The 20,120-nt window shown below is 42.2% G+C and carries 35 protein-coding genes; 13 read left to right on the forward strand and 22 right to left on the reverse strand.

Going from position 1 to position 20,120, the window contains the following annotated elements; genetic code table 11:
* Window positions 1-6 precede the first annotated feature (6 nt).
* The 12 genes from LEP1GSC062_RS14200 (at window position 7) to LEP1GSC062_RS24900 (ending at window position 6,731) form a co-directional block, all read left to right on the forward strand.
* Window positions 7-690, forward strand: coding sequence for a hypothetical protein (locus LEP1GSC062_RS14200; protein ID WP_010579278.1), 684 nt, complete (start codon window positions 7-9; stop codon window positions 688-690).
* 73 nt (window positions 691-763) lie between these two features.
* A complete protein-coding gene (locus LEP1GSC062_RS14205) occupies window positions 764-1,165 on the forward strand; it encodes a hypothetical protein (protein ID WP_010579279.1) in 402 nt (133 codons plus the stop codon).
* 12 nt (window positions 1,166-1,177) lie between these two features.
* On the forward strand, window positions 1,178-1,873 hold the full coding sequence (locus LEP1GSC062_RS14210) for a hypothetical protein (RefSeq protein ID WP_010579280.1): 696 nt from the start codon (window positions 1,178-1,180) through the stop codon (window positions 1,871-1,873).
* Window positions 1,873-3,405 (forward strand): hypothetical protein, encoded by a 1,533-nt coding sequence (locus tag LEP1GSC062_RS14215; RefSeq protein WP_010579281.1) that lies wholly within the window; start codon window positions 1,873-1,875, stop codon window positions 3,403-3,405. The genes LEP1GSC062_RS14210 and LEP1GSC062_RS14215 overlap by 1 nt, the downstream gene beginning before the upstream one ends.
* Window positions 3,406-3,409: 4 nt before the next feature.
* Window positions 3,410-3,862, forward strand: coding sequence for a D-Ala-D-Ala carboxypeptidase family metallohydrolase (locus tag LEP1GSC062_RS14220; RefSeq protein WP_010579282.1), 453 nt, complete (start codon window positions 3,410-3,412; stop codon window positions 3,860-3,862).
* 4 nt (window positions 3,863-3,866) lie between these two features.
* Complete coding sequence (locus tag LEP1GSC062_RS14225) at window positions 3,867-4,472, forward strand: hypothetical protein (RefSeq protein WP_010579283.1); 606 nt, start codon at window positions 3,867-3,869, stop codon at window positions 4,470-4,472.
* Window positions 4,469-4,840, forward strand: a complete 372-nt coding sequence (locus tag LEP1GSC062_RS14230; RefSeq protein ID WP_010579284.1) for a hypothetical protein — start codon at window positions 4,469-4,471, stop codon at window positions 4,838-4,840. The genes LEP1GSC062_RS14225 and LEP1GSC062_RS14230 overlap by 4 nt, the downstream gene beginning before the upstream one ends.
* Window positions 4,833-5,237 (forward strand): hypothetical protein, encoded by a 405-nt coding sequence (locus LEP1GSC062_RS14235; RefSeq protein ID WP_010579285.1) that lies wholly within the window; start codon window positions 4,833-4,835, stop codon window positions 5,235-5,237. Before LEP1GSC062_RS14230 ends, LEP1GSC062_RS14235 begins: the two co-directional genes overlap by 8 nt.
* Complete coding sequence (locus LEP1GSC062_RS14240) at window positions 5,237-5,671, forward strand: hypothetical protein (protein ID WP_010579286.1); 435 nt, start codon at window positions 5,237-5,239, stop codon at window positions 5,669-5,671. Before LEP1GSC062_RS14235 ends, LEP1GSC062_RS14240 begins: the two co-directional genes overlap by 1 nt.
* A 6-nt stretch (window positions 5,672-5,677) precedes the next feature.
* Window positions 5,678-6,142 (forward strand): hypothetical protein, encoded by a 465-nt coding sequence (locus LEP1GSC062_RS14245; RefSeq protein WP_010579287.1) that lies wholly within the window; start codon window positions 5,678-5,680, stop codon window positions 6,140-6,142.
* Window positions 6,142-6,576: a M15 family metallopeptidase gene (locus LEP1GSC062_RS14250; protein WP_010579288.1), complete on the forward strand. Its 435-nt coding sequence runs from the start codon at window positions 6,142-6,144 to the stop codon at window positions 6,574-6,576. Before LEP1GSC062_RS14245 ends, LEP1GSC062_RS14250 begins: the two co-directional genes overlap by 1 nt.
* Entirely contained in the window at window positions 6,531-6,731 is a 201-nt protein-coding gene (locus LEP1GSC062_RS24900; protein ID WP_020984606.1) for a hypothetical protein, read from the forward strand. The genes LEP1GSC062_RS14250 and LEP1GSC062_RS24900 overlap by 46 nt, the downstream gene beginning before the upstream one ends.
* Window positions 6,732-6,997: 266 nt before the next feature.
* On the opposite strand, the gene LEP1GSC062_RS14265 is transcribed toward LEP1GSC062_RS24900, so the two are convergent.
* Window positions 6,998-7,306, reverse strand: a complete 309-nt coding sequence (locus LEP1GSC062_RS14265) for a hypothetical protein (protein ID WP_010579290.1) — start codon at window positions 7,304-7,306, stop codon at window positions 6,998-7,000.
* 389 nt (window positions 7,307-7,695) lie between these two features.
* On the opposite strand from LEP1GSC062_RS14265, the gene LEP1GSC062_RS24905 reads away from it, so the two are divergent.
* Window positions 7,696-7,887, forward strand: coding sequence for a hypothetical protein (locus tag LEP1GSC062_RS24905; RefSeq protein WP_010579291.1), 192 nt, complete (start codon window positions 7,696-7,698; stop codon window positions 7,885-7,887).
* Between the two features lie 200 nt (window positions 7,888-8,087).
* On the opposite strand, the gene LEP1GSC062_RS14275 is transcribed toward LEP1GSC062_RS24905, so the two are convergent.
* The 21 genes from LEP1GSC062_RS14275 to LEP1GSC062_RS14365 all read right to left on the reverse strand — a co-directional run bounded on the left by LEP1GSC062_RS14275 (window position 8,088) and on the right by LEP1GSC062_RS14365 (window position 20,074).
* The gene (locus LEP1GSC062_RS14275; RefSeq protein WP_010579292.1) at window positions 8,088-8,270 is read right to left on the reverse strand and encodes a hypothetical protein; all 183 of its coding nucleotides are present in this window, start codon (window positions 8,268-8,270) and stop codon (window positions 8,088-8,090) included.
* 203 nt (window positions 8,271-8,473) lie between these two features.
* Complete coding sequence (locus LEP1GSC062_RS14280) at window positions 8,474-8,656, reverse strand: globin family protein (protein WP_010579293.1); 183 nt, start codon at window positions 8,654-8,656, stop codon at window positions 8,474-8,476.
* 201 nt (window positions 8,657-8,857) lie between these two features.
* Window positions 8,858-9,163: a Bor family protein gene (locus LEP1GSC062_RS21985; protein WP_010579294.1), complete on the reverse strand. Its 306-nt coding sequence runs from the start codon at window positions 9,161-9,163 to the stop codon at window positions 8,858-8,860.
* A gap of 130 nt (window positions 9,164-9,293) precedes the next feature.
* Window positions 9,294-9,494 (reverse strand): hypothetical protein, encoded by a 201-nt coding sequence (locus LEP1GSC062_RS24910; protein ID WP_020984578.1) that lies wholly within the window; start codon window positions 9,492-9,494, stop codon window positions 9,294-9,296.
* Complete coding sequence (locus LEP1GSC062_RS14285; protein ID WP_010579295.1) at window positions 9,449-9,883, reverse strand: M15 family metallopeptidase; 435 nt, start codon at window positions 9,881-9,883, stop codon at window positions 9,449-9,451. The genes LEP1GSC062_RS24910 and LEP1GSC062_RS14285 overlap by 46 nt, the downstream gene beginning before the upstream one ends.
* The gene (locus LEP1GSC062_RS14290; protein ID WP_010579296.1) at window positions 9,883-10,329 is read right to left on the reverse strand and encodes a hypothetical protein; all 447 of its coding nucleotides are present in this window, start codon (window positions 10,327-10,329) and stop codon (window positions 9,883-9,885) included. The genes LEP1GSC062_RS14285 and LEP1GSC062_RS14290 overlap by 1 nt, the downstream gene beginning before the upstream one ends.
* 3 nt (window positions 10,330-10,332) lie before the next feature.
* Window positions 10,333-10,770, reverse strand: a complete 438-nt coding sequence (locus LEP1GSC062_RS14295; protein ID WP_010579297.1) for a hypothetical protein — start codon at window positions 10,768-10,770, stop codon at window positions 10,333-10,335.
* Between the two features lie 24 nt (window positions 10,771-10,794).
* Window positions 10,795-11,142, reverse strand: a complete 348-nt coding sequence (locus tag LEP1GSC062_RS14300; RefSeq protein ID WP_010579298.1) for a hypothetical protein — start codon at window positions 11,140-11,142, stop codon at window positions 10,795-10,797.
* The gene (locus LEP1GSC062_RS14305) at window positions 11,139-11,741 is read right to left on the reverse strand and encodes a hypothetical protein (RefSeq protein WP_010579299.1); all 603 of its coding nucleotides are present in this window, start codon (window positions 11,739-11,741) and stop codon (window positions 11,139-11,141) included. Before LEP1GSC062_RS14305 ends, LEP1GSC062_RS14300 begins: the two co-directional genes overlap by 4 nt.
* A 4-nt stretch (window positions 11,742-11,745) precedes the next feature.
* Window positions 11,746-12,195, reverse strand: coding sequence for a D-Ala-D-Ala carboxypeptidase family metallohydrolase (locus LEP1GSC062_RS14310; protein WP_010579300.1), 450 nt, complete (start codon window positions 12,193-12,195; stop codon window positions 11,746-11,748).
* A complete protein-coding gene (locus LEP1GSC062_RS14315; RefSeq protein WP_010579301.1) occupies window positions 12,192-13,724 on the reverse strand; it encodes a hypothetical protein in 1,533 nt (510 codons plus the stop codon). Before LEP1GSC062_RS14315 ends, LEP1GSC062_RS14310 begins: the two co-directional genes overlap by 4 nt.
* Window position 13,725: 1 nt before the next feature.
* Complete coding sequence (locus tag LEP1GSC062_RS14320) at window positions 13,726-14,418, reverse strand: hypothetical protein (protein ID WP_020984589.1); 693 nt, start codon at window positions 14,416-14,418, stop codon at window positions 13,726-13,728.
* 8 nt (window positions 14,419-14,426) lie between these two features.
* The gene (locus LEP1GSC062_RS14325) at window positions 14,427-14,855 is read right to left on the reverse strand and encodes a hypothetical protein (RefSeq protein WP_010579303.1); all 429 of its coding nucleotides are present in this window, start codon (window positions 14,853-14,855) and stop codon (window positions 14,427-14,429) included.
* Between the two features lie 9 nt (window positions 14,856-14,864).
* Window positions 14,865-15,542, reverse strand: a complete 678-nt coding sequence (locus LEP1GSC062_RS14330; RefSeq protein ID WP_010579304.1) for a hypothetical protein — start codon at window positions 15,540-15,542, stop codon at window positions 14,865-14,867.
* 41 nt (window positions 15,543-15,583) lie between these two features.
* Window positions 15,584-16,135, reverse strand: coding sequence for a hypothetical protein (locus LEP1GSC062_RS14335; protein ID WP_010579305.1), 552 nt, complete (start codon window positions 16,133-16,135; stop codon window positions 15,584-15,586).
* Window positions 16,136-16,166: 31 nt separating this feature from the next.
* Window positions 16,167-16,451, reverse strand: coding sequence for a hypothetical protein (locus tag LEP1GSC062_RS23680; RefSeq protein WP_020984601.1), 285 nt, complete (start codon window positions 16,449-16,451; stop codon window positions 16,167-16,169).
* A gap of 1 nt (window position 16,452) precedes the next feature.
* Window positions 16,453-17,559, reverse strand: a complete 1,107-nt coding sequence (locus LEP1GSC062_RS14345; protein ID WP_010579306.1) for a hypothetical protein — start codon at window positions 17,557-17,559, stop codon at window positions 16,453-16,455.
* A gap of 96 nt (window positions 17,560-17,655) precedes the next feature.
* The gene (locus LEP1GSC062_RS14350; RefSeq protein ID WP_010579307.1) at window positions 17,656-18,219 is read right to left on the reverse strand and encodes a hypothetical protein; all 564 of its coding nucleotides are present in this window, start codon (window positions 18,217-18,219) and stop codon (window positions 17,656-17,658) included.
* A gap of 42 nt (window positions 18,220-18,261) precedes the next feature.
* Window positions 18,262-18,528 (reverse strand): DUF2442 domain-containing protein, encoded by a 267-nt coding sequence (locus LEP1GSC062_RS14355; protein ID WP_020984615.1) that lies wholly within the window; start codon window positions 18,526-18,528, stop codon window positions 18,262-18,264.
* 1 nt (window position 18,529) lies between these two features.
* The gene (locus LEP1GSC062_RS14360; RefSeq protein ID WP_010579309.1) at window positions 18,530-18,790 is read right to left on the reverse strand and encodes a DUF4160 domain-containing protein; all 261 of its coding nucleotides are present in this window, start codon (window positions 18,788-18,790) and stop codon (window positions 18,530-18,532) included.
* A gap of 132 nt (window positions 18,791-18,922) precedes the next feature.
* Window positions 18,923-20,074: a replication initiation factor domain-containing protein gene (locus LEP1GSC062_RS14365; RefSeq protein ID WP_010579310.1), complete on the reverse strand. Its 1,152-nt coding sequence runs from the start codon at window positions 20,072-20,074 to the stop codon at window positions 18,923-18,925.
* Between the last annotated feature and the right edge of the window lie 46 nt (window positions 20,075-20,120).

Here is a 20,120-nt window from a genome sequence, read left to right on the forward strand (position 1 = left end):
TTTGCAATGAGAAGAACCCTAACAAAAAGAATTTTCGGAAGTGATCCTTCGACAGGGAAAAGAATCGTAAAAGGAGCCAGAAGACTTCCTTTTTATAACCAAACTCTTAGAACCACGGCGGTTTTAAAGAGTGGAGTGCTGGAATACAATCTCTTCAAAAAAGAAGAGCCTGCTTATCTTCGGAATTATACCGGAGAGAAAAACCCGTTCCCGAACGGAGAAGGGGAGTTCATTGCAGTGACCGCCCGGTTCTTGGCACCGGATCAATCCACGATTACATTCGACAATGCTTCGGTTTCGGTTCTGAAAGGGCTGTCGTTGATTCAAAATTCCGGTTCTTTCGTGATGAAAATCGGAGACGAAATCGTAGCGAAAGATCTTCTTTCGGTGATCATGCCACCCATCCCTTGGCTCGTTCTTCCATACGTAAAGGGGAATCCGAACGACGTTGTGTTTCCTCCTCCCGGAGTGATTCACTTCGAACCTCAATCGGGTTGGATGGAACGATCTAAACAAAAGATGATCTCTTTCAAGACTCCGTTGCCTGTTACGGCTCAAGAGGGTGTCGATCTTATCATCAAAATCGACAAGGATCCGACGGTCGCGCTTCCTACGCAAATCGATAACTACCTCTTGGAGCTCCAAACTCCCGCGAACATCTTTTTGAAAAGTGTAAGCGTAGAGAGATAGATTTAAGATCAAAGACCAATGAAATCAAGATCCGGATCGTGCATGATTCGGATCTTTAAAGGAATATTAGAATATGCTTACATTTGATTTAGTCGTTTCAGGAGTTACTCAAAAGTCAATTGAGGCAAACTCTAACGTGTTTACCGACGCGTTTACGATTTCGAATAACTTTGGAAGAAATCTGAAAGTCAAAGCGATTCAAATAAAATACAAAAAAGAACTCAAGACGGCGCAAATCAAAATTTCACAAAACGGAGATTCGACTCCTTTTATCAAGGAGACCCCGCTTGCACAGTTGGGAAGCTCCCATGAGGCGGAAATTGGTTTCAAATTGTTTCCGGTAAACTTAGTCTTTACGCATCAATCTAATTTCAGCATAGAACTGAAACCCGCCGGTGTCATTATCGACAAAGATGATGTTTCGGTATCGCTTTTTTGCGACCACATCAGAGCCGCCGCACCTGCCAAAAAATAGGACAGGTAGGTCATGGAGATTTTTGTTTCTAAAAAAATTGTATATTCAGTTCGGAATATTTTAAACCCTCCGGACTCTTCGGTTCTTTTGGAAAAAAATCTTCCGAAAAGTGCGTATAACGTTCCAGGAGAACAGTATTTTACGATTGGAGCTTTCGACATAAGTTCGTTAAAGACTCCTGTTATCACCGGAATTCTTGCAACTCTTGCACAGAACTACTCAAAAGTGCGTCGGTCATATCTTCCGGCAACTACTCTCCATTTTTTTTCTGTATCTGACAGGAGTCTGTATTCTGTTCTTTCCAAATTTACCGATCCGGAATTTTCAAGTTCAAATTTCAAATTGGACGACAAACCGGTTCCGACTCTTGCAACTTTAAAGGATGAATCGTTTTCGTTGAACTTCAACAAGAACGATGTCGCTTTAAAAAATGTCATTTCCTATCAAACCTATGGTCCTGACTACACATTTCTCTTTGCTCCAAGACACAACCCGGTTCGTTCTATTTTTGACAACATTACAAAATTTTGGTCTGTATCGTTTACCGATTACTTAGAATCAAAGGTTAAGGTGGAGATTCCTTCCCAAACAAAATACGTTTTAATTTTTCCGGACGCATCCGCTCCAACTCCGATTTCTAAAACTCAGACAAAATCGGATATTTCTTTGCAAACTCTTGTAACGTTGAATATAAGCGAGGGGAACTAATGGTTTGGTCCGAGATAGAACCAGGGCAATGGTCCAGTGATTCGGGTCTACTTTTAGAAAATCGGCCCGGGGTTGGGCCATATATCTATTCGGAAGAACTGGAGGACGAAATTCCAGACTCCGGAATGCCTCTCGTGGATCTTTTTAAAAATCCGCTTTTATCAGTGGTTACCGTGGATCCGGATACTGGAAAGCTTCCAGTTTCGCTGATGCCTTCGATTGCGATTACAGATCTGTTTATCGTGAACAGTCAGGCCGCTATGTTGTCGTTAAGCGCACAGCGCGGGGACATTGCGGTTAGAACTGATATTCCTGGCCCCGGTATGTTTATATTGTCCGGGGATGATCCTACGTTTTTGCCAAACTGGATTCCGATAACAGCTCAGTTTCCGGATTGGAATCACATTCAAAATAAACCCGCTTCGTTTCCTCCAACGAGTCACGATCACGACTCTCGTTACTATACCAAATCCGAAACGGATAACGCATTATTACAAAAACGGAATATATCTATTCCGATTCCATCGGAGGACGTTACACAGGACTCGGAACACCGGTTTGTTACGGACGCGGAGAAAAATCTTTGGAATAATCCTTCGTCTTCCACTGACTGGAATACGATATCAAACAAACCCGTGGCGTTTCCACCTTCTGCACACGATCACGATTCTCGTTACTATACAAAATCCGAATCCGATAACGCATTATTACAAAAACGGAATACTGGAGCTTTAATTCCCGCGACCGAAATCGCGGAGGATACAACTCACAAGTTTGTAACCGATACACAAATAGCCGCTTGGAACGCCGGTGGTGGTTTCTCGATTCCTCTGGGTGGAATTTTAGAGGACGCTTTGGATCAGTTACCGAGTTCTAACTTTAAAGAAACGAATGGACAAGCAATTTCTCGTTCTACGTTTGCTACGCTTTGGAATTTGGTTCACAGGTCTGTAACGAGTATAGTGGCGGCCACAGACAGAATCAATGTCGCGGCCCACGGTTTAACGGAAGGGCAGTTGATAAAATTTGCGTTTACGGGTGGAGGGGTTACAGCATTCACAAATTATTATGTTCGTAATCCTACATCGAACGATTTTCAAATCTCCTCGAATCCTACAGGCGGGGTTATCAATCTAACGTCTTCTCAATCAGGGGATTTGATTACAAACGTTGAATATGGATTCGGAGACGGATCAACTACGTTTAACGTTCCCGATCGTCGCGGGATATTTCCGCGCGGTGCGGGAGTTCACGGAAGTAGGACGAAAACGACGGGCGTAAATTACGACGGTGGATCGGTTGGGTTTGCGGGTCAGGATAAGCAAATTCCGCACGTGCACCAACAGTATGCCGGGGATATTGCCGGCGGAACTTACGGACAGGGCGGACGATATGGGGATTCCGGCGGGGCCAGTGCTGCCACAATTCTGTATACGGGTCCCCCCGTGTCGAATGGAACCGGAAATCCGCGAAATGGGGACGAGGTGGCTCCCGCATGGATTGCAGTAAAATACAAAGTGAGAGCGTTATAATATTATGAACCTTTCTAAAAACTTTACGTTAGCCGAATTAACGGTTACTCAAACTGGACTTGTAAACTCTCCCGACGAAAGACAAATCATAAATCTAAAAAGGCTCTGTGAAACAATTCTCGAACCTCTTAAAGAAGTAGCCGGAAAACCGATTCAAGTAAATTCCGGATATCGTTCCCCCGCGGTAAATCGTAAAATCAAGGGAAGCATAACGAGTCAACACATGGCGGGAGAGGCCGCGGACATTTGTGTTGTGGGAATGAGCATTCTCGATATTGTAAAAACAATCATTCAATTGAATCTTCCGTTTCACCAATTGATAAACGAAGGGACCGCTTCGGGAGTCACCTGGGTTCACGTTTCCGTCGCTCCCCTGGGTGTTAAACCGAAAAAGGAAGTTCTTAATGCCTTTGGGATCCCGGGTCAAATGAAATACCAAAGGATTTCAATGGGATAACATTATGGAATCAGTATATTTAGAAATTATAAGGTTCGTAAACGAAGGATCAATTTTTAGAGTGCTTCTCGTCCTATTTTCATTTTTCTCTTTTTTGCTCCTTGCGGGTGTGGGATTTCTTTGGTTTAAAAACCCTGAAATTATCAAAGAGGCACTTCACACGCTATCACTGAGGAAACTTCCGGAAAAGGTTATAGAACAAGAACAGAACGTAATTCCTTCGGTTCCTGATCTTGACCTGATCCGAAATCTTTTTTCGACTTCTATGGATATGAATTTTTCGGAAAAAGGCGTGTTACTTAAATTTCCTCCTTATATGAGAACAAGGTCGGAAGATGGGCTAAAAGAACTCCTTGAAAAAATTCTTTCTTCGGTTCGTGGAATCTCGACGGAAAATCGATCTATAGAGTTCGACTTAACGAATACACTTCTTGTTAACCCTTATTCCGTCTCGGTCATTTTTGAAATCATCGAGAACGTCCAGGCGAATAACGGCGTGTATCTTGTTCTTTCGTTTAAAGGAAAGCATTTAAACGATTTTGAAATTGCTGTTCGTAAACTTTTATCCCGTTCTGATTCCAAATCCGTAAATGTGAGGAAAAGAAAGTGAAGTATATTTCAATTTTATTAATATTCTCCTTTGTTTCGTGCGCGTCTTACTCCGAACAGGTGAAACAAAACGAAACCGATTTGGACCGGATGGAACAAATCGTATTCGCGTCTAACGATATTCCAAAAACGGATATGGAGTTTATTAAAAATACTCTCTCTAAAACGAAAAAGCTTTTAGACAAAGGTGTTGATGAGTCCGTTCTTGCTGATCGTTGGAGAGAGTGGATTTTTAACAAATGGTTGTTTGTTGCTTTGTTCGTTTTGGGAATTGCCGGTTTGATCGTTTTAAAATTTAATTCTTTTTCTCTCGCTTCCTTGGTTCCGGATTTTTTAAAATTTAATCTTGGAGGAATGGGAAATGCCTGATCCTACGTCCAGCACGAAAGTGTTTTTGTTTCGATTGAACAATTGGACAATCGAAAAAGAAGATACTCTATTAGATAAATTCGAGGCCTATGGTTTAAACGACCACTGGCAGGGATACAATCCGCCGGGTCATCCGGCAGCAGTTCGCGGACTGTATTTTGTTCCGGATACGCAGGAGTTGAGAACGCAGGTAGAACGTTTGGTTGCTGAATCTGTCACTCTGAATATGAGTATCCTGGGGACGTATGATTTATTCGATAATCCATTTTCGAACATTGAAAAAAAACAGGATCCGGTTCCGACTTCAGACATTGAAAAAAATAAAGATCCGGTGTCGGTTGCATATATCGTATTAGCGATTTTGGTTATTCTCGTAGTTTTAGGAGTTTTTAAATAATGGCACAACGTTATTATCTCTACTACAAACAATCCGGAGCCGGGAACTTGGTTGTTGGTAAACCTTCCGGTTATGCAAACTTTATGCACAACCCAGACGCAAAAAGAATGTCGTTTGTTTTGCCGGAAAATTCAGGCAAAGCACAAGAAACAATCGGGAAATTCGTTCAAGACTTTCAGCGACTCAATACGAACAAATTTTCGATTTCAAATACTTCGATTCAAAACTCATCGACTCCAACGCCCGGACCTTCTCCTAAACCTCCGGTCGGTGGAACGGATCCCAAACCAAACACGACTACGATTACAAACTCGGAGAAGTTCGAGCCTAAGAAAGAGGATAATAACACTATGCTAATCGGTGCGGTTGTGCTAATCCTGATCGGTGTATACGTTTGGAATAATTCTCAAAAGAAGAGTCAGAGAAGAAGGTAGAATTTTGTGCCTGAAACTCCGTTTGATTTTGATGGGAAATATATACCTTCGGGCGATGTTCGTCACGTAATCGATTGGTCGGGTTATTCGGGTGAAGTAAAGATTCCCGATTCTCTGAAAATCTTTTACGGGTTTTTAGAGGAGCCTGAAAAAAGAAGAATCTCGTTTATTGTTCAGGCGGGGTCTGTGTATCGTGAACAATTCACAGTCAAAATTTATTCGAAAGATCCGCAAATCCCTGAGTTCAATAAAATATTCTCTCAATCGAATATTCAAATTCCTAAATTTTCTAATTCAGTTCGGACTTACGATTATGACACGAAAGGGACAAATATTCCGGGAATCCCCGAACGCGTTAAGAAGGAAACAGAAGAGTTCTTGAAAGATGCAAAAAACATCATACTCGTTGGTCTCGGTGCTTTTATAACCTGGCAAATTTTTAAAGATGATCTTCTCGGTAGGGGGAAATAATGGCCGTTATCAATTCCTTAGAGAACGTTGATTCAAGACTCGTTTCGTTTTTTCAGGATTTAAAAAGATCCCTTCCCTCCGTTTATGTATTCGAGTCCCGCCGGTCATGGGCACGACAAGCTAAACTCTACGCGGCCTGTAAAGCCGGAACCGGTTCTTGTCCGGCGGCTCCGCCGGGAAGTTCTGCACATCAATACGGAAGGGCGTTGGATGTGAACGGATTCAGTGCGGTAAAGGATCGGAAACAAATTGAATCCGTACTAGTAAATCATTCTGGTATTGAATGGGGCGTCGATTGGAAACAGAGTGATCCGCCTCATTTTCAAATTCGAAATTGGAGGAGGGGGCTTTCTCTTTCTGAAAAAATCATCGACGGAGGCTATTGGATATGGATTGTAATTGCGGCAATCATAATATACGTTCTCAATCGTTAAACGGAGAACTGGGATTTTGGCCTTTCGATTGGCTGGAACGAAAAGCAACAGAGTTTTGTATGGAAAAAGCTTATGAGCAGCTAACGCCGCTCGCCGCGTTTTTGATCGCGCTGTTCGCTTTCGTTCTTCTTAGCGGACGAATCAAATGGGTTTAGGAAAATTTAATCTTGAATTTGACTTCTTAGAACGTCGGAAGGTATAAAGAGTCGAAGTTGTTCACAGATTGATTCAATGGTCTGAAGATCAATGCTCTCATCTGAATCACAAATTAAAACACGGACTATTCCATTATTGCAATTCTCTATTTTCCAAATGTGTTCGACAGTATTCATTTCAATAAAGTCGATGTTGTAGTTACTACCGAGAAAAATTCTTACTTCAGACCATGATTTCATAATTTCAGATTCGTTCCTTACAAGATTTATGCACATACCGCGAATTTCGTATCTAATCCTTCGGTTTCGAAATCTGATATGGATTTGTTTTCTGTTTTTTCGAATAAATCAAAATACTTTTGAGGTGCTGGCGAACTATCTGAAAATGGAGTCAAACCCCTTTCTTTGTCTAAAGCGGCCTGTGCGTCAAAAGTGAGTTTGAATCTGTGTAATAGCTCGTCAAAAGATTTGCCTTGTGCCGCAATATTGTTTTCTAAACATCTTACCAGCCAAAGGGTGTCGCTTTCATTTCTGTATATAACTGCTCTAAAATGTTTTAATTCTTTATTGTTCATGGCTCTTTTTCTCCGTATTTATCTATTCGACGACTCTCGAAAAAAATCAAGTAAAACATTTGGGATTTTGGGTCCGTGTCCGGTGGCCCGTTTGGACTTTTCTAATTAATACGATCTTCTTGAAAAACAAACGTCCAAATAGTAATTTGGGAATATGTCTACTCGTAGACAGTTCCCCCGCTCGGTCCCTGTGAAACGTGTGATTTACCCGTTTCACAGACCATTTTTCAGTATCCCGAAATAGAATAGAAAATACGTTTTAAATGTAAATTGGGAATATGTCTCCCGAACTTTATGAGACATTTTTCTCAATGCGACAGAATTTTTTCGTTGACTATAATTGTAAAAATTTTTACAATTATAGCATCCTTTGAAACGGGAGGTGATACATGTTGGCGACTAAAACAGTAGGTCTACGAATAGATACATCTGATATTGAACGATTTGATAAAATTGCTCAAAAGGTCGAGAAATCGGCATTTGGAGTAGCTTTTGATACATCGTTTACGAGCTTCGTTCGGCGCGCGGTGCGGAACGAACTTGATCGATTAGAGAACAAGGTTGCCACAAGCTCGAAGTAAAAAAAGGGATAAAATATTTTCAATTTTTTTGCATACCGTTTGTGGGACATAACGAACGGGGCATAATTTACATTAAAGGACTTTTTGGAACATATCCCTGACTTCCTATAATGTATCTTATGTCCCGTAAAACTATGAGACAGATTAAGTCTCATTGAATCGCAAAACAATAATATCCATTACCGGAAGTTTCGTTTTGTTCACCGGTTTTTTGCAACCAGCGACCGTTTCTCAAGCCATTCAATTTTATCCACCATAGCAGCTTCAATCGCATACTTATTAGTAGGCTTGACCCCTGTGGATTTTTTGAACGCCTCTAAAAGTCTTTCAATCATTTCATCACTTAATGAAACTGTTCGTCTTTTTTCGATCGCCATTTCCATGTATCACCTCCCCGTTCAAAGGATGTAAATGGTTATAACTTTTTACAATATAATCGGTCAAGCAAGTATTTATAAAAAATTATAAAAAAATCGGCATTTCGTTACTGGTCGCTATGTTAATTATGTCCCGTAAAACTATGAGACAGATTAAGTCTCATTGAATCGCAAAACAATAATATCCATTACCGGAAGTTTCGTTTTGTTCACCGGTTTTTTGCAACCAGCGACCGCTTATCGTAGAATTCAGCTTTTTCAATAATCGCAGACTCAACAATGTCTTTTATAACTGGTTTTGCTCCAGTCGCTTTTTTGAACGCTTCTACAAGTTTACTAATAGATTCTTCACTTACGTGAATGTTTCGAGTTTTTTCGGTCGCCATTTCCATGTATCACCCCCTTTTTCTAAGGATGAGATTTTTCTATATTTTTGAGCAGAAAAGTCAATACAAAAATCTCTAAAATACAGAAAAATATAAATTTTTCAACGATTCAAAAATCAAGCTCCGGTTTAATCCTGTCCGAAATCCGGCACCACGTCCGGGCATAAAAAAGCCCCGGAAGAATCCGAGGCTTTCTAAAGTTATTTGTTATTTCTTGGGACTTTGATCACAGTAAATCTCTATCGTTCTCGGTGTATAGATTCCCCACGTCACAGATGACAACAGAATATCTACAAACGTAAACGACGATTCTATTTTTGCAACCGGTCTATTATCACAAATTTGAGACGCGGAAATCTCCTTTGTTTGTCCAATTCCAAATAGAACGAAATGATGGCGCCTCTCATAAGTAGGAACCATTCCAGGCCTATCGTGTTCGAGGGATACGTAGGCTACCTGAGTTGCACAAAAATTCAGGAAAAGGCAAACACACAACGCAAATATTTTTTTCATTTCTCATGCTCCAGTAAAGTGTTATTAGACCCATAATTATTAGGCAACAGTAATGTAGCAATTTCATTTTATTTTAAAATGATTCATATTATATAATGAAATTATTTTATTCTTACGTAAAATTTAAACATCAAACCCACTTGAGTCGCCCACCCAAAACGAGAATCAAAACGACGCAAATGATGAGAATGACAACCGGCGTGATGTGTTCATACGCCCGATCCAAACAAAACTCAGTTGCTTTTTGTTCGATCCAATCAAACGGCCAGACTCCAAGTTCCCCTTTTAACGATTGAGAATGTATATTATGATTATTGCAATTACAGCCCATACCCAATAACCCCCGTCGAAGATTTTTTCAGAGAACGAAAGCCCGTTTCTCCAATTCCGAATTTGAAAATGCGGTGGGTCTGACTGTTTCCAATCGATACCCCACTCAATTTCCGGATGACGTATTAAAACGGATTCAATTGATTTCCGGTCCTTTTCCGCGCTAAATCCGTTCACATCCAACGCCCTTCCGTATTGATGCGCGGAACTCCCCGGTGCGGCCGCCGGACAGGACCCCGTTCCGGCTTTGCAGGCCGCATAGAGTTTGGCTTGCCTGGTCCACGACCGGCGGGATTCGAATACGTAGACGTTCGGAAGCGTCCGTTTCAAATCCTGGAAAAACGAAACGAGTCGAGGATCCACGTTTTCGAAGGAATTGATAACGGCCATTACTTCCGACCCATGATATCATTACCGAAGATTTTCCAACCGAGAAACGCACCGAGACCGATGAGTATAACTGTTTTAATATTTTTCAAAAACTCTTCAGCCTCCTGTTTCAATCGTTCGGGAATTACCGGAATGTTCGTCCCTTTCGTGTCATAGTCATACGTTAGAACAGATTTAGAAAAATTCGGAATCTGAGAATTCGCGTCGGAAAAGATTTTGTTAAACGACGGAATTTGCGGATCTTTGGAATAGATTGTAAGGGAAAGTTGTTCTCTGAAAACGGTTCCGGATTGAACGATAAAGGAGATTTTCCGGCGATCCGGATCCAATAGAAAACCGTAATATTGTTTTAACGAATCCGGAATGTTTACGGACCCGGAAAAACCGGACCAATCAATAACGTGCCGAACGTCACCGGACGGAATGTATTTACCGTCGAACTCCAAGGGTTATCGCCCACGTTTGCCTTTAAGCAGCTTAGGACCAAATACGAGTCCGAGAGCAATCGCGATAACAATAATAACCGCGTTGTTGTTCTCATCCTGTTTCTCCGGCTCTATTTTCCCGGAATTTGTAATTGTAGTAGACGGAGGTTTTGGATCCGTTCCACCCACGGGAGGTTTCGGAGTGGGACCGGATCCAGGAGTCGGTTGCGAAACTGATCCAGTAACCGCGCTTGCAATCGCAAACCGACCGGCGTTTAACCGTTGAAAGTCCTGTATAAACTTTCCGATTTGTTCCTGGGATTTCCCCTGATTTTCCGGCAAGACGAACGACATTCTTTTCGCGTCGGGGTTGTGTAGAAAGTTTGAATAACCGGAAGGTTTTCCAACAACCAAGTTCCCGCTTCCAGTTTGTTTGTAGTAGAGATAATAACGTTGTGCCATTGTTTAAAAACTCCTAATATGATTTTAAATCGAACCGGATATTCCAAGAGTCGGAATTGAAAACGATTTCAGTTTCCAAACGAGAAACGCAATCACTCCCAAAACGAAAAGACAAACAAACAACCACTTGTTGAAAATCCACTCTCTCCAACGATCAGCAAGTGCCGACTCATCAACACCTTTGTCTAAAAGTTCTTTCGTTTTAGAGAGAGTATTTTTAATAAACTCCATATCCGCTTTTGGAATATCGTTAGACGCGAATACGATTTGTTCCACACGGTCCAAATCGATTTCGTTCTGTCTCACTTGCTCAGAGTAAGACGCGCACGAGACAAAGGAGAATATTAATAAAATTGAAATTATATGCTTCATTTTCTTTTCCTCACATTTACGGATTTGGAATCAGAACGGGATAAAAGCTTACGAACAGCAATTTCAAAATCTTTCAAGTGCTTTCCACGAAACGACAAAACGAGATAGACTCCGTTGTTTGTCTGAACGTCCTCTAAAATTTCGAAAACACAACCCGCGGAATACGGGTTTACCAGAAGCGTATTCGTAAAATCGAATTCGATGGAACGGTTTTCTGTAGAGATTTCACGAACCGACGAAACAATCGTTTGTAGTAACTCACTCAGACCGTCCTCTACCCGCGTTCTCATGTATGGAGGAAAACGCAAACACGCCCCTTTCTCCGTAAAATTAAAATCTACGGACATAGAAAATAGACCCCGGATTAAGTTAGGAGAAGTTTGTAACGGAGAAACGATTTTAAGTTCCCCTACTTCCTCCGGGGGGTTTCTCAGTGATAGCGTGCGTAAAGTTTCTTGAATAATTTCCGGATTTTTAAACCAGAGAAACCCCGCACCCGCAAGTATAAAAAAGATTAGAAATGAAAACAGAATGAGAAGGACTCTGAAAATAGACCCTTCATTTAAGAACTTTAGTATCTCTAAATATACTGATTCCATAATGTTATCCTATTGAAATCCGTTGGCATATCATTTTTCCAGGAATCCCAAACGCGTTTAGGATTTCCCGTTTCGGTTTAATTCCAATAGGCGCAACGGAAACGTGAACCCAGGTAGCCGTGGCAGTCCCTTCGTTAATCAACTGATGAAATGGTAAGTTCAACTTCGCTATTATTTTTACAATGTCCAGAGTGCTCATTCCCACAACACAAATGTCCGCCGCTTCTCCCGCCATGTGTTGAGACGTAATCGAACCTTTGATTTTACGATTCACCGCCGGAGAACGATACCCGGAATTGATCCCAATCGGGCGTCCGATTGTTTCACGCAAAGGTTCCAAAATCGTTTCGCAAAGTCGTTTTAAATTTGCGATTTGTTTTTCGTCGGGAACATTTGGAAGTCCCGTCTGAGTAACTGTTAATTCGGCTAACGTAAAGTTTTTAGAAAGGTTCATAACACTCTCACTTTGTATTTTACTGCAATCCATACGGGAGCCACTTCGTCCCCATTTCGCGGATTTCCGGTTCCATTCGACACGGGAGAACCCGTATACAGAATTGTAGCAGCGCTTGCCCCGCCGGAATCCCCATATCGTCCGCCCTGTCCGTATGCTCCACCGGCAATATCCCCGGCATACTGTTGGTGCACGTGTGGAATTTGCCTGTCCTGACCCGCAAACCCAACCGATCCACCATCGTAATTTACACCGGTTGTTTTCGTTCTACTTCCGTGAACTCCCGCACCCCTGGGAAATATCCCGCGACGATCGGGAACGTTAAACGTGGTCGTGTTGTCTCCGAATCCATATTCAATATTTGTAATTAGATCTCCCGATTGAGACGACGTCAGATTGATAACCCCGCCTGTAGGATTTAATGAGATTTGAAAGTTGTCGGCGGTAGGGTTACGAACATAATAATTTGTGAATGCAGTGATTCCGCCGCCGGTGAATGAGAATTTAATCAGTTGCCCTTCTGACAAACCGTGTGCAGTGGAATCGATCCTGTCCGTGACAGGTGCGATACTGGTCACGGTTCTACGAACAGCGCTCCAAAGCGTTGCAAACGTAACACGAGAAATCGCCTGCCCATTCGTTTCTCTGAAATTCGAACTCGGTAACTGATCGAGACTATCCTCTAAAATACCACCGAGTGGAATCTGAAAACCTCCTCCGCCTCCAGAGTCCCATGAGGATATTTGTGCGTCCGTTACGAAACGATGAGTTACATCCTCTGTGACTTCCGTCGCGGGAATCGGAATAGACACATTCCGTTTTTGTAATAATGCGATATCGGATTCGGATTTGGTATAATAACGGGAATCGTGATCGTGAATAGAAGGAGAAAACGTCACGGGTTTATTTTGGATACTACTCCAATCTGTAGCCGCCGGATTGTTCCACTGATTTTTTTCCGCATCGGTTACGAAACGATGAGTTACATCCTCCGTAACTTCCGTCGCGGGAATCGAACCGGTATTCCGTTTTTGTAATAATGCAGAATCCGTTTCGGATTTGGTATAATAACGGGAATCGTGATCGTGATTGGAAGGAGAGAACGAAGTCGGTTTATTTTGGATATTACTCCAATCCGGATACGTCGTTGTGAGAGGAATCCAGTTCGGTAAAAACGTAGGGTCATCACCAGCGAGAATAAACATACCAGGGCCGGGAAGTTCGGTTCTAACCGCAATATCCCCACGTTGTGCGTTTAGAGACAACATTGCGGCCTGACTATTGACGATAAACGTATCATTGATTGCCAGTGCAGGTAGATACTGAGTTGGAAGTTTTCCTGTCGCCGGATCGGCTGTAATTACAGATAACCCCGGGTTTGTAAATAGATCCGAGAGGACCATGAACGTGTCCGGAAATTCGTCCTCAACTTCCTCGTTATACATAATCCAGCCGAATACCCCATCATTTTCCAGAATCCAACCGGAACCGTTTTCAAAACGACCTGTCTCCACCTGTAACCAGGACATTTTAATCTTCCTCGATCACTACGTTTAACAGAGACGAGATGGAAATGTTACTCTTAGTTTGCGACTTCGAAACTGGAGTAGGAGAAGACGCGTAGGGGAATATTAATAAATACTCATATTGCCTTGGAATCGGAATTTTAATCTGAGAATCGAGGGAGTCTATCATAGAGACCGAAAAAAACGGTTCAATGTTATCAAAAATACTTTTCACCCCGTTGTTTCTGGGAGCGAAAAGAAAATCATAGTTTGGACCAAAACTGGAAAATCTCAGACGGTTTGTTGCAACTTTGTCTGAGTTTTCCGTTTTGAATGAGAGAGTTTTTGCAATTGCGAGATTCGGAACCGGAACACCGTCCAGAGTAACGGAAGAAGAAAGAATTTCAGAGTCCGAAAAGTTCTTTAGAATTCCGGACAAAGTCGGATCGGAAGTTCCGAAAAAATTCAACCACTGAACCGGGATGTAACTTTTACGAACATACGAATAGTTCTGAGATAACGTCCAAAGAATCGATTTAATCTTTTGTTTCTGAGTGGGTTTCAGTTTAACCGCAACGACCGTAAATTCTAAATTGCCCGGTAAACTGTAGGCGGATTTAGGAACAGAAGTTTCAAACAATACATCGTTTGTTTGCGGGTTTAGAATGTTCTCCGCACTAAACGCTAATTTTTTTGAAAACAAAACTTCTGTTGCCATAACACGTGTTAAACGTATTCCCCGAGAACCGACATACAAACGTCACCCGCGTTTAACGGAATCGCTTTCGTTTTCACCCAGAGTTCAATTTCGAGGGTATCCCCGAGTAAAAACTCTACGGGAAAATCGTGCGCTTTTTCCGTTGCTCGGTTCCTACCGATGACTGAAATTTGAGTTTGACCGGCAACGAGTTCTCCGTTTGCTCCCGATCGTTTGATTTCAATTAACGCATCTTCCAAGCCCGACTTGTAAACGAGTGCGATTGATGTGACTCGAATCGGTCTGGAACGATCGTTTTTGATCGAAAGAACCTTCTGAGACGAACTACTTGCAGATAACGCGGAGGACTCACTCGACAATACGATATCGTATTTTTGCCTGTAAGGTCTAACTACGCCGGTAGGTTTTGCTACCGGCTTTTGGGATAGTGTATTCACGTTAGTTCCTTATCTCTCTGCTTTTCCCTGGGAAAAATTCGCTTCGACTCCCAGATACGCAATGAGGTAGTAGCCGTCCGCGAAATTCGGAATCGTCACACCGTCGGCGATGTTTAGTTCCAACTCCAGAGACTCGTTTGTTTTTACGGGCAACGGAGATTCAAACGGAACGACTAACGCGTCGGATCGTTTGATCCAGGCCGAATGCGCCCTTCTCTGGGAACTCTGAATCGGAGGACGAATTAAACCTGCAGTTGCAGAACCTACGTCCGTGGTTCTAAAAATAAACGGCATCGGTTCGAGGATGTTTCGGAGTGCCTCAACGTGATTTACGTCTCCACCGGTTCGTAAAGTGACGGTTGCAGAATTTCTAATGCGTTCGATAACATCCACCGCGCCCACGGTCGCCTCGTTGATGGAAATCATTCCCATATTGGGACCTGCAACCCCGAAATACAAAAGCGCCACCTTCCCAAAATTATTCGGAAGTGGATTGGAACCTGGTTCGTAGTTTTTAATCTCTCCCGGTAGATTTTTAAAAAACGAATAGGAACGTTTCAGCGAGTCGATCGGAATCCCGGAGCCAATCGTTTTGTAATAAAACTCAGATCCCGGTTTTCTGATTCTGGATGTGGTTCCATCCGGATTTTTTACTGTAGTTAATTTGCCGTGTGTTCTACGTGACATGTTGTTTTTTTTCCTTAAAAATTTAAAAAATGGTTTCGTGTTTAGAGAAGAACTTCGTCTCCATAGAGAACTTCCTCCCCGTGAATCTCGTCGTCCCCGTAGAGAACTTCTTCGCCATGGATTTCATCCTCTCCATAGAGAACTTCTTCCCCGTGAATTTGGTTTGCCATAGGGGACTGTATCTCTATGTATCCGTCGCCGTCGACCTGAGTGGCCGCGTCCACAAATCCTTTGAGTTCAGACATATTCTGAAATTCTAATTCCTGTCTGTCACCGGCAAGGCTCAGTCCGAAGATCTTTTTCAAAATCTTTTTGTCGTCGGATTTCTCTTCGTCCAATAGTTTCAGGATTCCGAATATTAGCATAATTGCAGATCCAGTGATTGCAAAGGGTTTGTATTCCCGTTTTTTGATTGCCAATGCCGCTATGATTGCAACCAATATCGGAACGACGATGGGTCTGAGTTTTTTCTTTGTGTCCAGAGATTCCGGAACAAAATTTTGTGCGAGATACGAACCCGCGAGTGTCGCAACCCCGATGACGATTCCGATGAGAGTTTTTTTGTCGAATTCCCGTTGTAAATTAAATGCCATTTTGTTTTCCTATGTTTTTGTTAAACGACTTCTATCCGAATATTTTCTGATCCAATTTGTTGGCCTCTTTCACATTCTCCTGCCATTCTCGAAGTTTTTTAGTGTTTCGAGAATTCAAAGTATCAAGCTTTGCCAAATATTTTTTCTTTTGAGTAATGGTTGCGTTTTTTTTGGGCTTCTGTGGAACGGCTGATAACGTTGGGCGTTTAGTTGAATTGTATCGTTTTTGAATACCCTGAGAATGCACCAATGGTTTCGATTTTTTTGTTGAAGTATGTTTCTTCCTACGAACCGTTTTTGATTTTTTAGATGCCATGTTATTTACCTTTTTTATTCATCATATATACGAGTCCGAGTGCCGCGATTCCAGCACCGATATACATTATGTTTTTGTTATCTGTCTTTTCCCCTGAACCACCACCGGAATCGGCTTGGTTGTCCAAATTCCGATTTGAATAACTGAGTTTTAACGCCCCGTCCGGAGTTTGTGCAAGTTTAGGATTAGAAAATGACGAGTTTGATACCGCTTTTTTTGGAGCGGGTCTTTTTACTACGGCTTTCGGTTGAGGTCTCAATACGGAGGCAAATGCGTTTAGTTTATCCATATTCCGCGCGTGTTTGGCCGCCGTGTTTTGCTGTTGCATACTGTTAAACGAATTGAAAATTTGACCCGCCGTTCCCGCCGCCATCATTGCCGTGGGTAAAAAACCGAGTTCGCCGTTTAGTTGCTCTTCCATATCCTCATCCGTTGGAATCTCTTCCGGTGCTTCCGAGTAGTTTTCTACTTCTTCGGAATAACCGGGATCCTCAGAGTTTTGTGTTTCGTCTAACTGTTCGTCTTGAGGTTCTTCAGTTTGTTCTTGGCCCTGCCCTTGTCCCATGGACTGGAGGAGTCCCATTCCGCCCTGTGCGACCTGGCCGACCATATTGCCGACGTCCTTTAGCCCTTTACCCAAACCCTTTCCTACGTCCTTCCAGGCTTTGCCATACGACCGAACTGCATTTTGTGCGCCCTTCCCGATTTGTTTTCCAATTCGGCCGACACTTTTGGTCGCGTTACTTAGTCCACGAGATAACCCCCGAGTGTTTAGTTTGAAGCCCTTAAATACGGGCATTTTGATTGCCGGTGCTTTGAATCGAAGCCCTTTGAGAAGTGCTCCCCAAGCTCCCAGTTCATCACCAGAGAGAAATATCGGGATCGCGTCGTCATAGACAAGGCTTCCAAAAAATTCTGAGTGTTTGGCGTCGTCGAATCCGGAGAGTTGTGCTACTCTGGGAGAGTATCCGTCAATTCGTTCTATATAGAGGTCGCCGGACAGTTCTCCGTTCAATTCAAATTTTGGAATATACTTTCCATATACTCGGGTGATTTGGAAATCTTCCGGTAATGTCGGGTCGCCTTCGAGTGTCAGTCGATTACTCATCTGCCAACAGAGTAATCTATTTCGCTCTCTAGTACAAGCTTCGAATTTTTAGGTTGGGGTTATAGGGCTTGAACAGAGCTCGGACAGAGCTTGTTTTTAGAATTTTTTTTGAAAATCGGCGAGGTAGAACTCACGTCGAAACATTTCTCCGTAAAGTTTTTGTCCGAATACCGAACGTTCCGGATACGTTGCGTCCGCCGGGATCCAATGTCCGTTTAACTGAATTTCGGGGTAGATATGATGAGGTCGGTTTCCTTTTCCGCACACGACAGCGCGGCATGGAATTTTGTCGAGAATCGCTTTTGCTAAAATCGGAACTGTTTTGTCGTCACAGTCACGAATCGGAAACTTTGGATCCTTTGTGTATTTAAAACGACTGACTGTTTCAAGGCCCACGGGGTCCGCGTGATACGGAAGTAATCGAACAACGTTATACAATTCGAATATAATTTTATTTTCATATTCCCCCAAATCTTCCGGATACTGATACGCAAGTCGGAACACGTCCATTACCGTATCCTCATACGATTCCAGTTTGGTTAGGGTAGGTTTTAATCGTTCGAACTTTTCAGGGCTCGCCGTTACAAAGCGGATTAGTTTTTGAACGACCGGATGATCTTTTTGGGGTAGGTTTAGAAGTGATTCGGAAAGTGATTTCATAGAAATAGGAAATCACATTTCTAAAGAAAAGTACAGAGCCGTTTAAATTTTTTTTAAACTTCGTTTGCTCTGTTTTTTATATGCCTTGTAGAGAAAATCCGGACAAACATCAAATCCGTTATCCCACTCAATTGAACCCGTTAGCGAATTAACCGTTACCTGCTCAAACGCTGGACGTTTTTTAAGTTCGGTTCCGATCGGTCCAAAAAGTTCTTTGGAAAGGTCATACATAAAATCTTCCCCCGAATCAAATTTAACTCGAACGGATAGGGAATCAAATTCCGGTTTTACGCTGATAATTTTTTTCATACTAATCTAACGGCTTTATTTTGACAAGTGCTTCCCTTTTGGTAGCACGATCCCAATTTTTTTGCAATGCTTTTCGATTTTTAAACATCCATTCCAAAACCAATTTTTTCGCAACCTTCGGTAAATGTCCGTCCATGATTTTTACGTCCGCGATCCCGATCAACGCGGAATATTCGGCGTAATAGACGTGAACATGCGGAGGATTATGATCTAAGTAGTTGATGTATATTTTAATTCCGTAGAATTCGCTGATTAAAGGCATTTTATTTCTCGTTTTCGTTTTTAGGGCTTGAACAGAACTCACTCAGGACTTGAACAAGACTCGAACAGAGCCACTTTTCAAACTGATAGAGCCTGAACAGGGCTTGAACAAGACCCGAATAGAGCCTATTTTTTAGAATGGAACTTCGTTTTTCGGTTCTAAAACTTTCGGTTTTGATTTTTTCTCTAAAAATTCTTCTTTGAGTCTCTGGTATTTTTTATTCCGTTTTTGTTTTTCAGTCCCTTCCGCCTTTAAATCTTCGTAATAATCGTCCCCATACAAATCGGACATGAGTGATACCGCTCCAGAAACCTGGTTTCGTAACCAGTTGTCGATTTCTTCAAGTCCAGTCTCGTGTTTCGGTAATCCGATCGGCTGTCCTTCGGCGGTTTTTAAAAATTGAGTCCACCAGCTACAAGGAATCCAAAAACGCTTTTCTTTTTCAGAAAGATAAAGATGTCCTAAATCATTTTTTTTCTGAATATAAGTAGGTTCCAAAAACTTAATATAGTAATATGCGGTTCTTGGGAAACTCCTGTCTTCGAATTTGGCGCGTCTTGGATCGGGAAAACTTTCGTTCGTATTCAGGATTTCACCGGTATCCGGATTTACATTCCAAGTCGGATTACAATACTGATCGGCGGCGGGACCGGATAACTGAAACTCTAACCGGTTCCAAATCGGCCAAACACATTCAGGACCGACCTGCAACTTCTTGTCGTAGATCCGAACAAATACACTACTTTTTCGCATCGCTCCGATATAAACCGTAAAGCCTTGTTTTCCAAGCTTTGGGTCTGTAAAAAACGATCCAGTTTTTATTTTCTCTCCCAAGGCTTCAAACTCACTGTATCCCCGAAAGCGGGTTAAAACTTCTTTTCGATCCAATTTTTCACAAATTAAATCTAAGTTTAAAAAACCGTCATAATCATCTTGAGCCAGATCGATTCTCGTAAATCTTCCCTTTAATTGAACCGCTTCCTCAATTAACTTCGAAAGACCTTCTCCTGAAAGCCCTAAATTAAAAAGGGCCTTTGACGAAAGGGACACATAAATTTTTTGACTTCGCCTATTTGGAGAAAACGCACCGAATACGTCCCCGTTCGCCCGGAAGGTATGTGTGTGGCCGGTTTGATACCCCTTTTCTTCGATTTTTAGTTCTCCAAACGTATTCTTCAACCACGTCCAAGAAGGATCCGAATATTCTACGGTAAACGAAAGCCAGTCCACAAACGGACGTTTTAAAAAATCAGGAACGGAAGTTTTTGAGATAATCTCATTCATTTTAGTTTTACCTTTTATTCTTTTGTTTTTATTGAAATTCCGTTAG

The organism is Leptospira alexanderi serovar Manhao 3 str. L 60, assembly GCF_000243815.2.
Lineage (GTDB): Bacteria > Spirochaetota > Leptospiria > Leptospirales > Leptospiraceae > Leptospira > Leptospira alexanderi.

Bases quoted from the DNA above. Each gene is read 5' to 3' on its own strand.
- LEP1GSC062_RS14200 (WP_010579278.1), top strand. From the start codon at position 7: ATGAGAAGAACCCTAACAAAAAGAATTTTCGGAAGTGATCCTTCGACA.
- LEP1GSC062_RS14205 (WP_010579279.1), top strand. From the start codon at position 764: ATGCTTACATTTGATTTAGTCGTTTCAGGAGTTACTCAAAAGTCAATT.
- LEP1GSC062_RS14210 (WP_010579280.1), top strand. From the start codon at position 1,178: ATGGAGATTTTTGTTTCTAAAAAAATTGTATATTCAGTTCGGAATATT.
- LEP1GSC062_RS14215 (WP_010579281.1), top strand. From the start codon at position 1,873: ATGGTTTGGTCCGAGATAGAACCAGGGCAATGGTCCAGTGATTCGGGT.
- LEP1GSC062_RS14220 (WP_010579282.1), top strand. From the start codon at position 3,410: ATGAACCTTTCTAAAAACTTTACGTTAGCCGAATTAACGGTTACTCAA.
- LEP1GSC062_RS14225 (WP_010579283.1), top strand. From the start codon at position 3,867: ATGGAATCAGTATATTTAGAAATTATAAGGTTCGTAAACGAAGGATCA.
- LEP1GSC062_RS14235 (WP_010579285.1), top strand. From the start codon at position 4,833: ATGCCTGATCCTACGTCCAGCACGAAAGTGTTTTTGTTTCGATTGAAC.
- LEP1GSC062_RS14240 (WP_010579286.1), top strand. From the start codon at position 5,237: ATGGCACAACGTTATTATCTCTACTACAAACAATCCGGAGCCGGGAAC.
- LEP1GSC062_RS14250 (WP_010579288.1), top strand. From the start codon at position 6,142: ATGGCCGTTATCAATTCCTTAGAGAACGTTGATTCAAGACTCGTTTCG.
- LEP1GSC062_RS24900 (WP_020984606.1), top strand. From the start codon at position 6,531: ATGGATTGTAATTGCGGCAATCATAATATACGTTCTCAATCGTTAAAC.
- LEP1GSC062_RS14265 (WP_010579290.1), bottom strand. From the start codon at position 7,306: ATGAACAATAAAGAATTAAAACATTTTAGAGCAGTTATATACAGAAAT.
- LEP1GSC062_RS24905 (WP_010579291.1), top strand. From the start codon at position 7,696: ATGTTGGCGACTAAAACAGTAGGTCTACGAATAGATACATCTGATATT.
- LEP1GSC062_RS14275 (WP_010579292.1), bottom strand. From the start codon at position 8,270: ATGGAAATGGCGATCGAAAAAAGACGAACAGTTTCATTAAGTGATGAA.
- LEP1GSC062_RS14280 (WP_010579293.1), bottom strand. From the start codon at position 8,656: ATGGAAATGGCGACCGAAAAAACTCGAAACATTCACGTAAGTGAAGAA.
- LEP1GSC062_RS21985 (WP_010579294.1), bottom strand. From the start codon at position 9,163: ATGAAAAAAATATTTGCGTTGTGTGTTTGCCTTTTCCTGAATTTTTGT.
- LEP1GSC062_RS24910 (WP_020984578.1), bottom strand. From the start codon at position 9,494: ATGGGCTGTAATTGCAATAATCATAATATACATTCTCAATCGTTAAAA.
- LEP1GSC062_RS14285 (WP_010579295.1), bottom strand. From the start codon at position 9,883: ATGGCCGTTATCAATTCCTTCGAAAACGTGGATCCTCGACTCGTTTCG.
- LEP1GSC062_RS14295 (WP_010579297.1), bottom strand. From the start codon at position 10,770: ATGGCACAACGTTATTATCTCTACTACAAACAAACTGGAAGCGGGAAC.
- LEP1GSC062_RS14300 (WP_010579298.1), bottom strand. From the start codon at position 11,142: ATGAAGCATATAATTTCAATTTTATTAATATTCTCCTTTGTCTCGTGC.
- LEP1GSC062_RS14305 (WP_010579299.1), bottom strand. From the start codon at position 11,741: ATGGAATCAGTATATTTAGAGATACTAAAGTTCTTAAATGAAGGGTCT.
- LEP1GSC062_RS14310 (WP_010579300.1), bottom strand. From the start codon at position 12,195: ATGAACCTTTCTAAAAACTTTACGTTAGCCGAATTAACAGTTACTCAG.
- LEP1GSC062_RS14315 (WP_010579301.1), bottom strand. From the start codon at position 13,724: ATGTCCTGGTTACAGGTGGAGACAGGTCGTTTTGAAAACGGTTCCGGT.
- LEP1GSC062_RS14320 (WP_020984589.1), bottom strand. From the start codon at position 14,418: ATGGCAACAGAAGTTTTGTTTTCAAAAAAATTAGCGTTTAGTGCGGAG.
- LEP1GSC062_RS14330 (WP_010579304.1), bottom strand. From the start codon at position 15,542: ATGTCACGTAGAACACACGGCAAATTAACTACAGTAAAAAATCCGGAT.
- LEP1GSC062_RS14335 (WP_010579305.1), bottom strand. From the start codon at position 16,135: ATGGCATTTAATTTACAACGGGAATTCGACAAAAAAACTCTCATCGGA.
- LEP1GSC062_RS23680 (WP_020984601.1), bottom strand. From the start codon at position 16,451: ATGGCATCTAAAAAATCAAAAACGGTTCGTAGGAAGAAACATACTTCA.
- LEP1GSC062_RS14345 (WP_010579306.1), bottom strand. From the start codon at position 17,559: ATGAGTAATCGACTGACACTCGAAGGCGACCCGACATTACCGGAAGAT.
- LEP1GSC062_RS14350 (WP_010579307.1), bottom strand. From the start codon at position 18,219: ATGAAATCACTTTCCGAATCACTTCTAAACCTACCCCAAAAAGATCAT.
- LEP1GSC062_RS14355 (WP_020984615.1), bottom strand. From the start codon at position 18,528: ATGAAAAAAATTATCAGCGTAAAACCGGAATTTGATTCCCTATCCGTT.
- LEP1GSC062_RS14360 (WP_010579309.1), bottom strand. From the start codon at position 18,790: ATGCCTTTAATCAGCGAATTCTACGGAATTAAAATATACATCAACTAC.
- LEP1GSC062_RS14365 (WP_010579310.1), bottom strand. From the start codon at position 20,074: ATGAATGAGATTATCTCAAAAACTTCCGTTCCTGATTTTTTAAAACGT.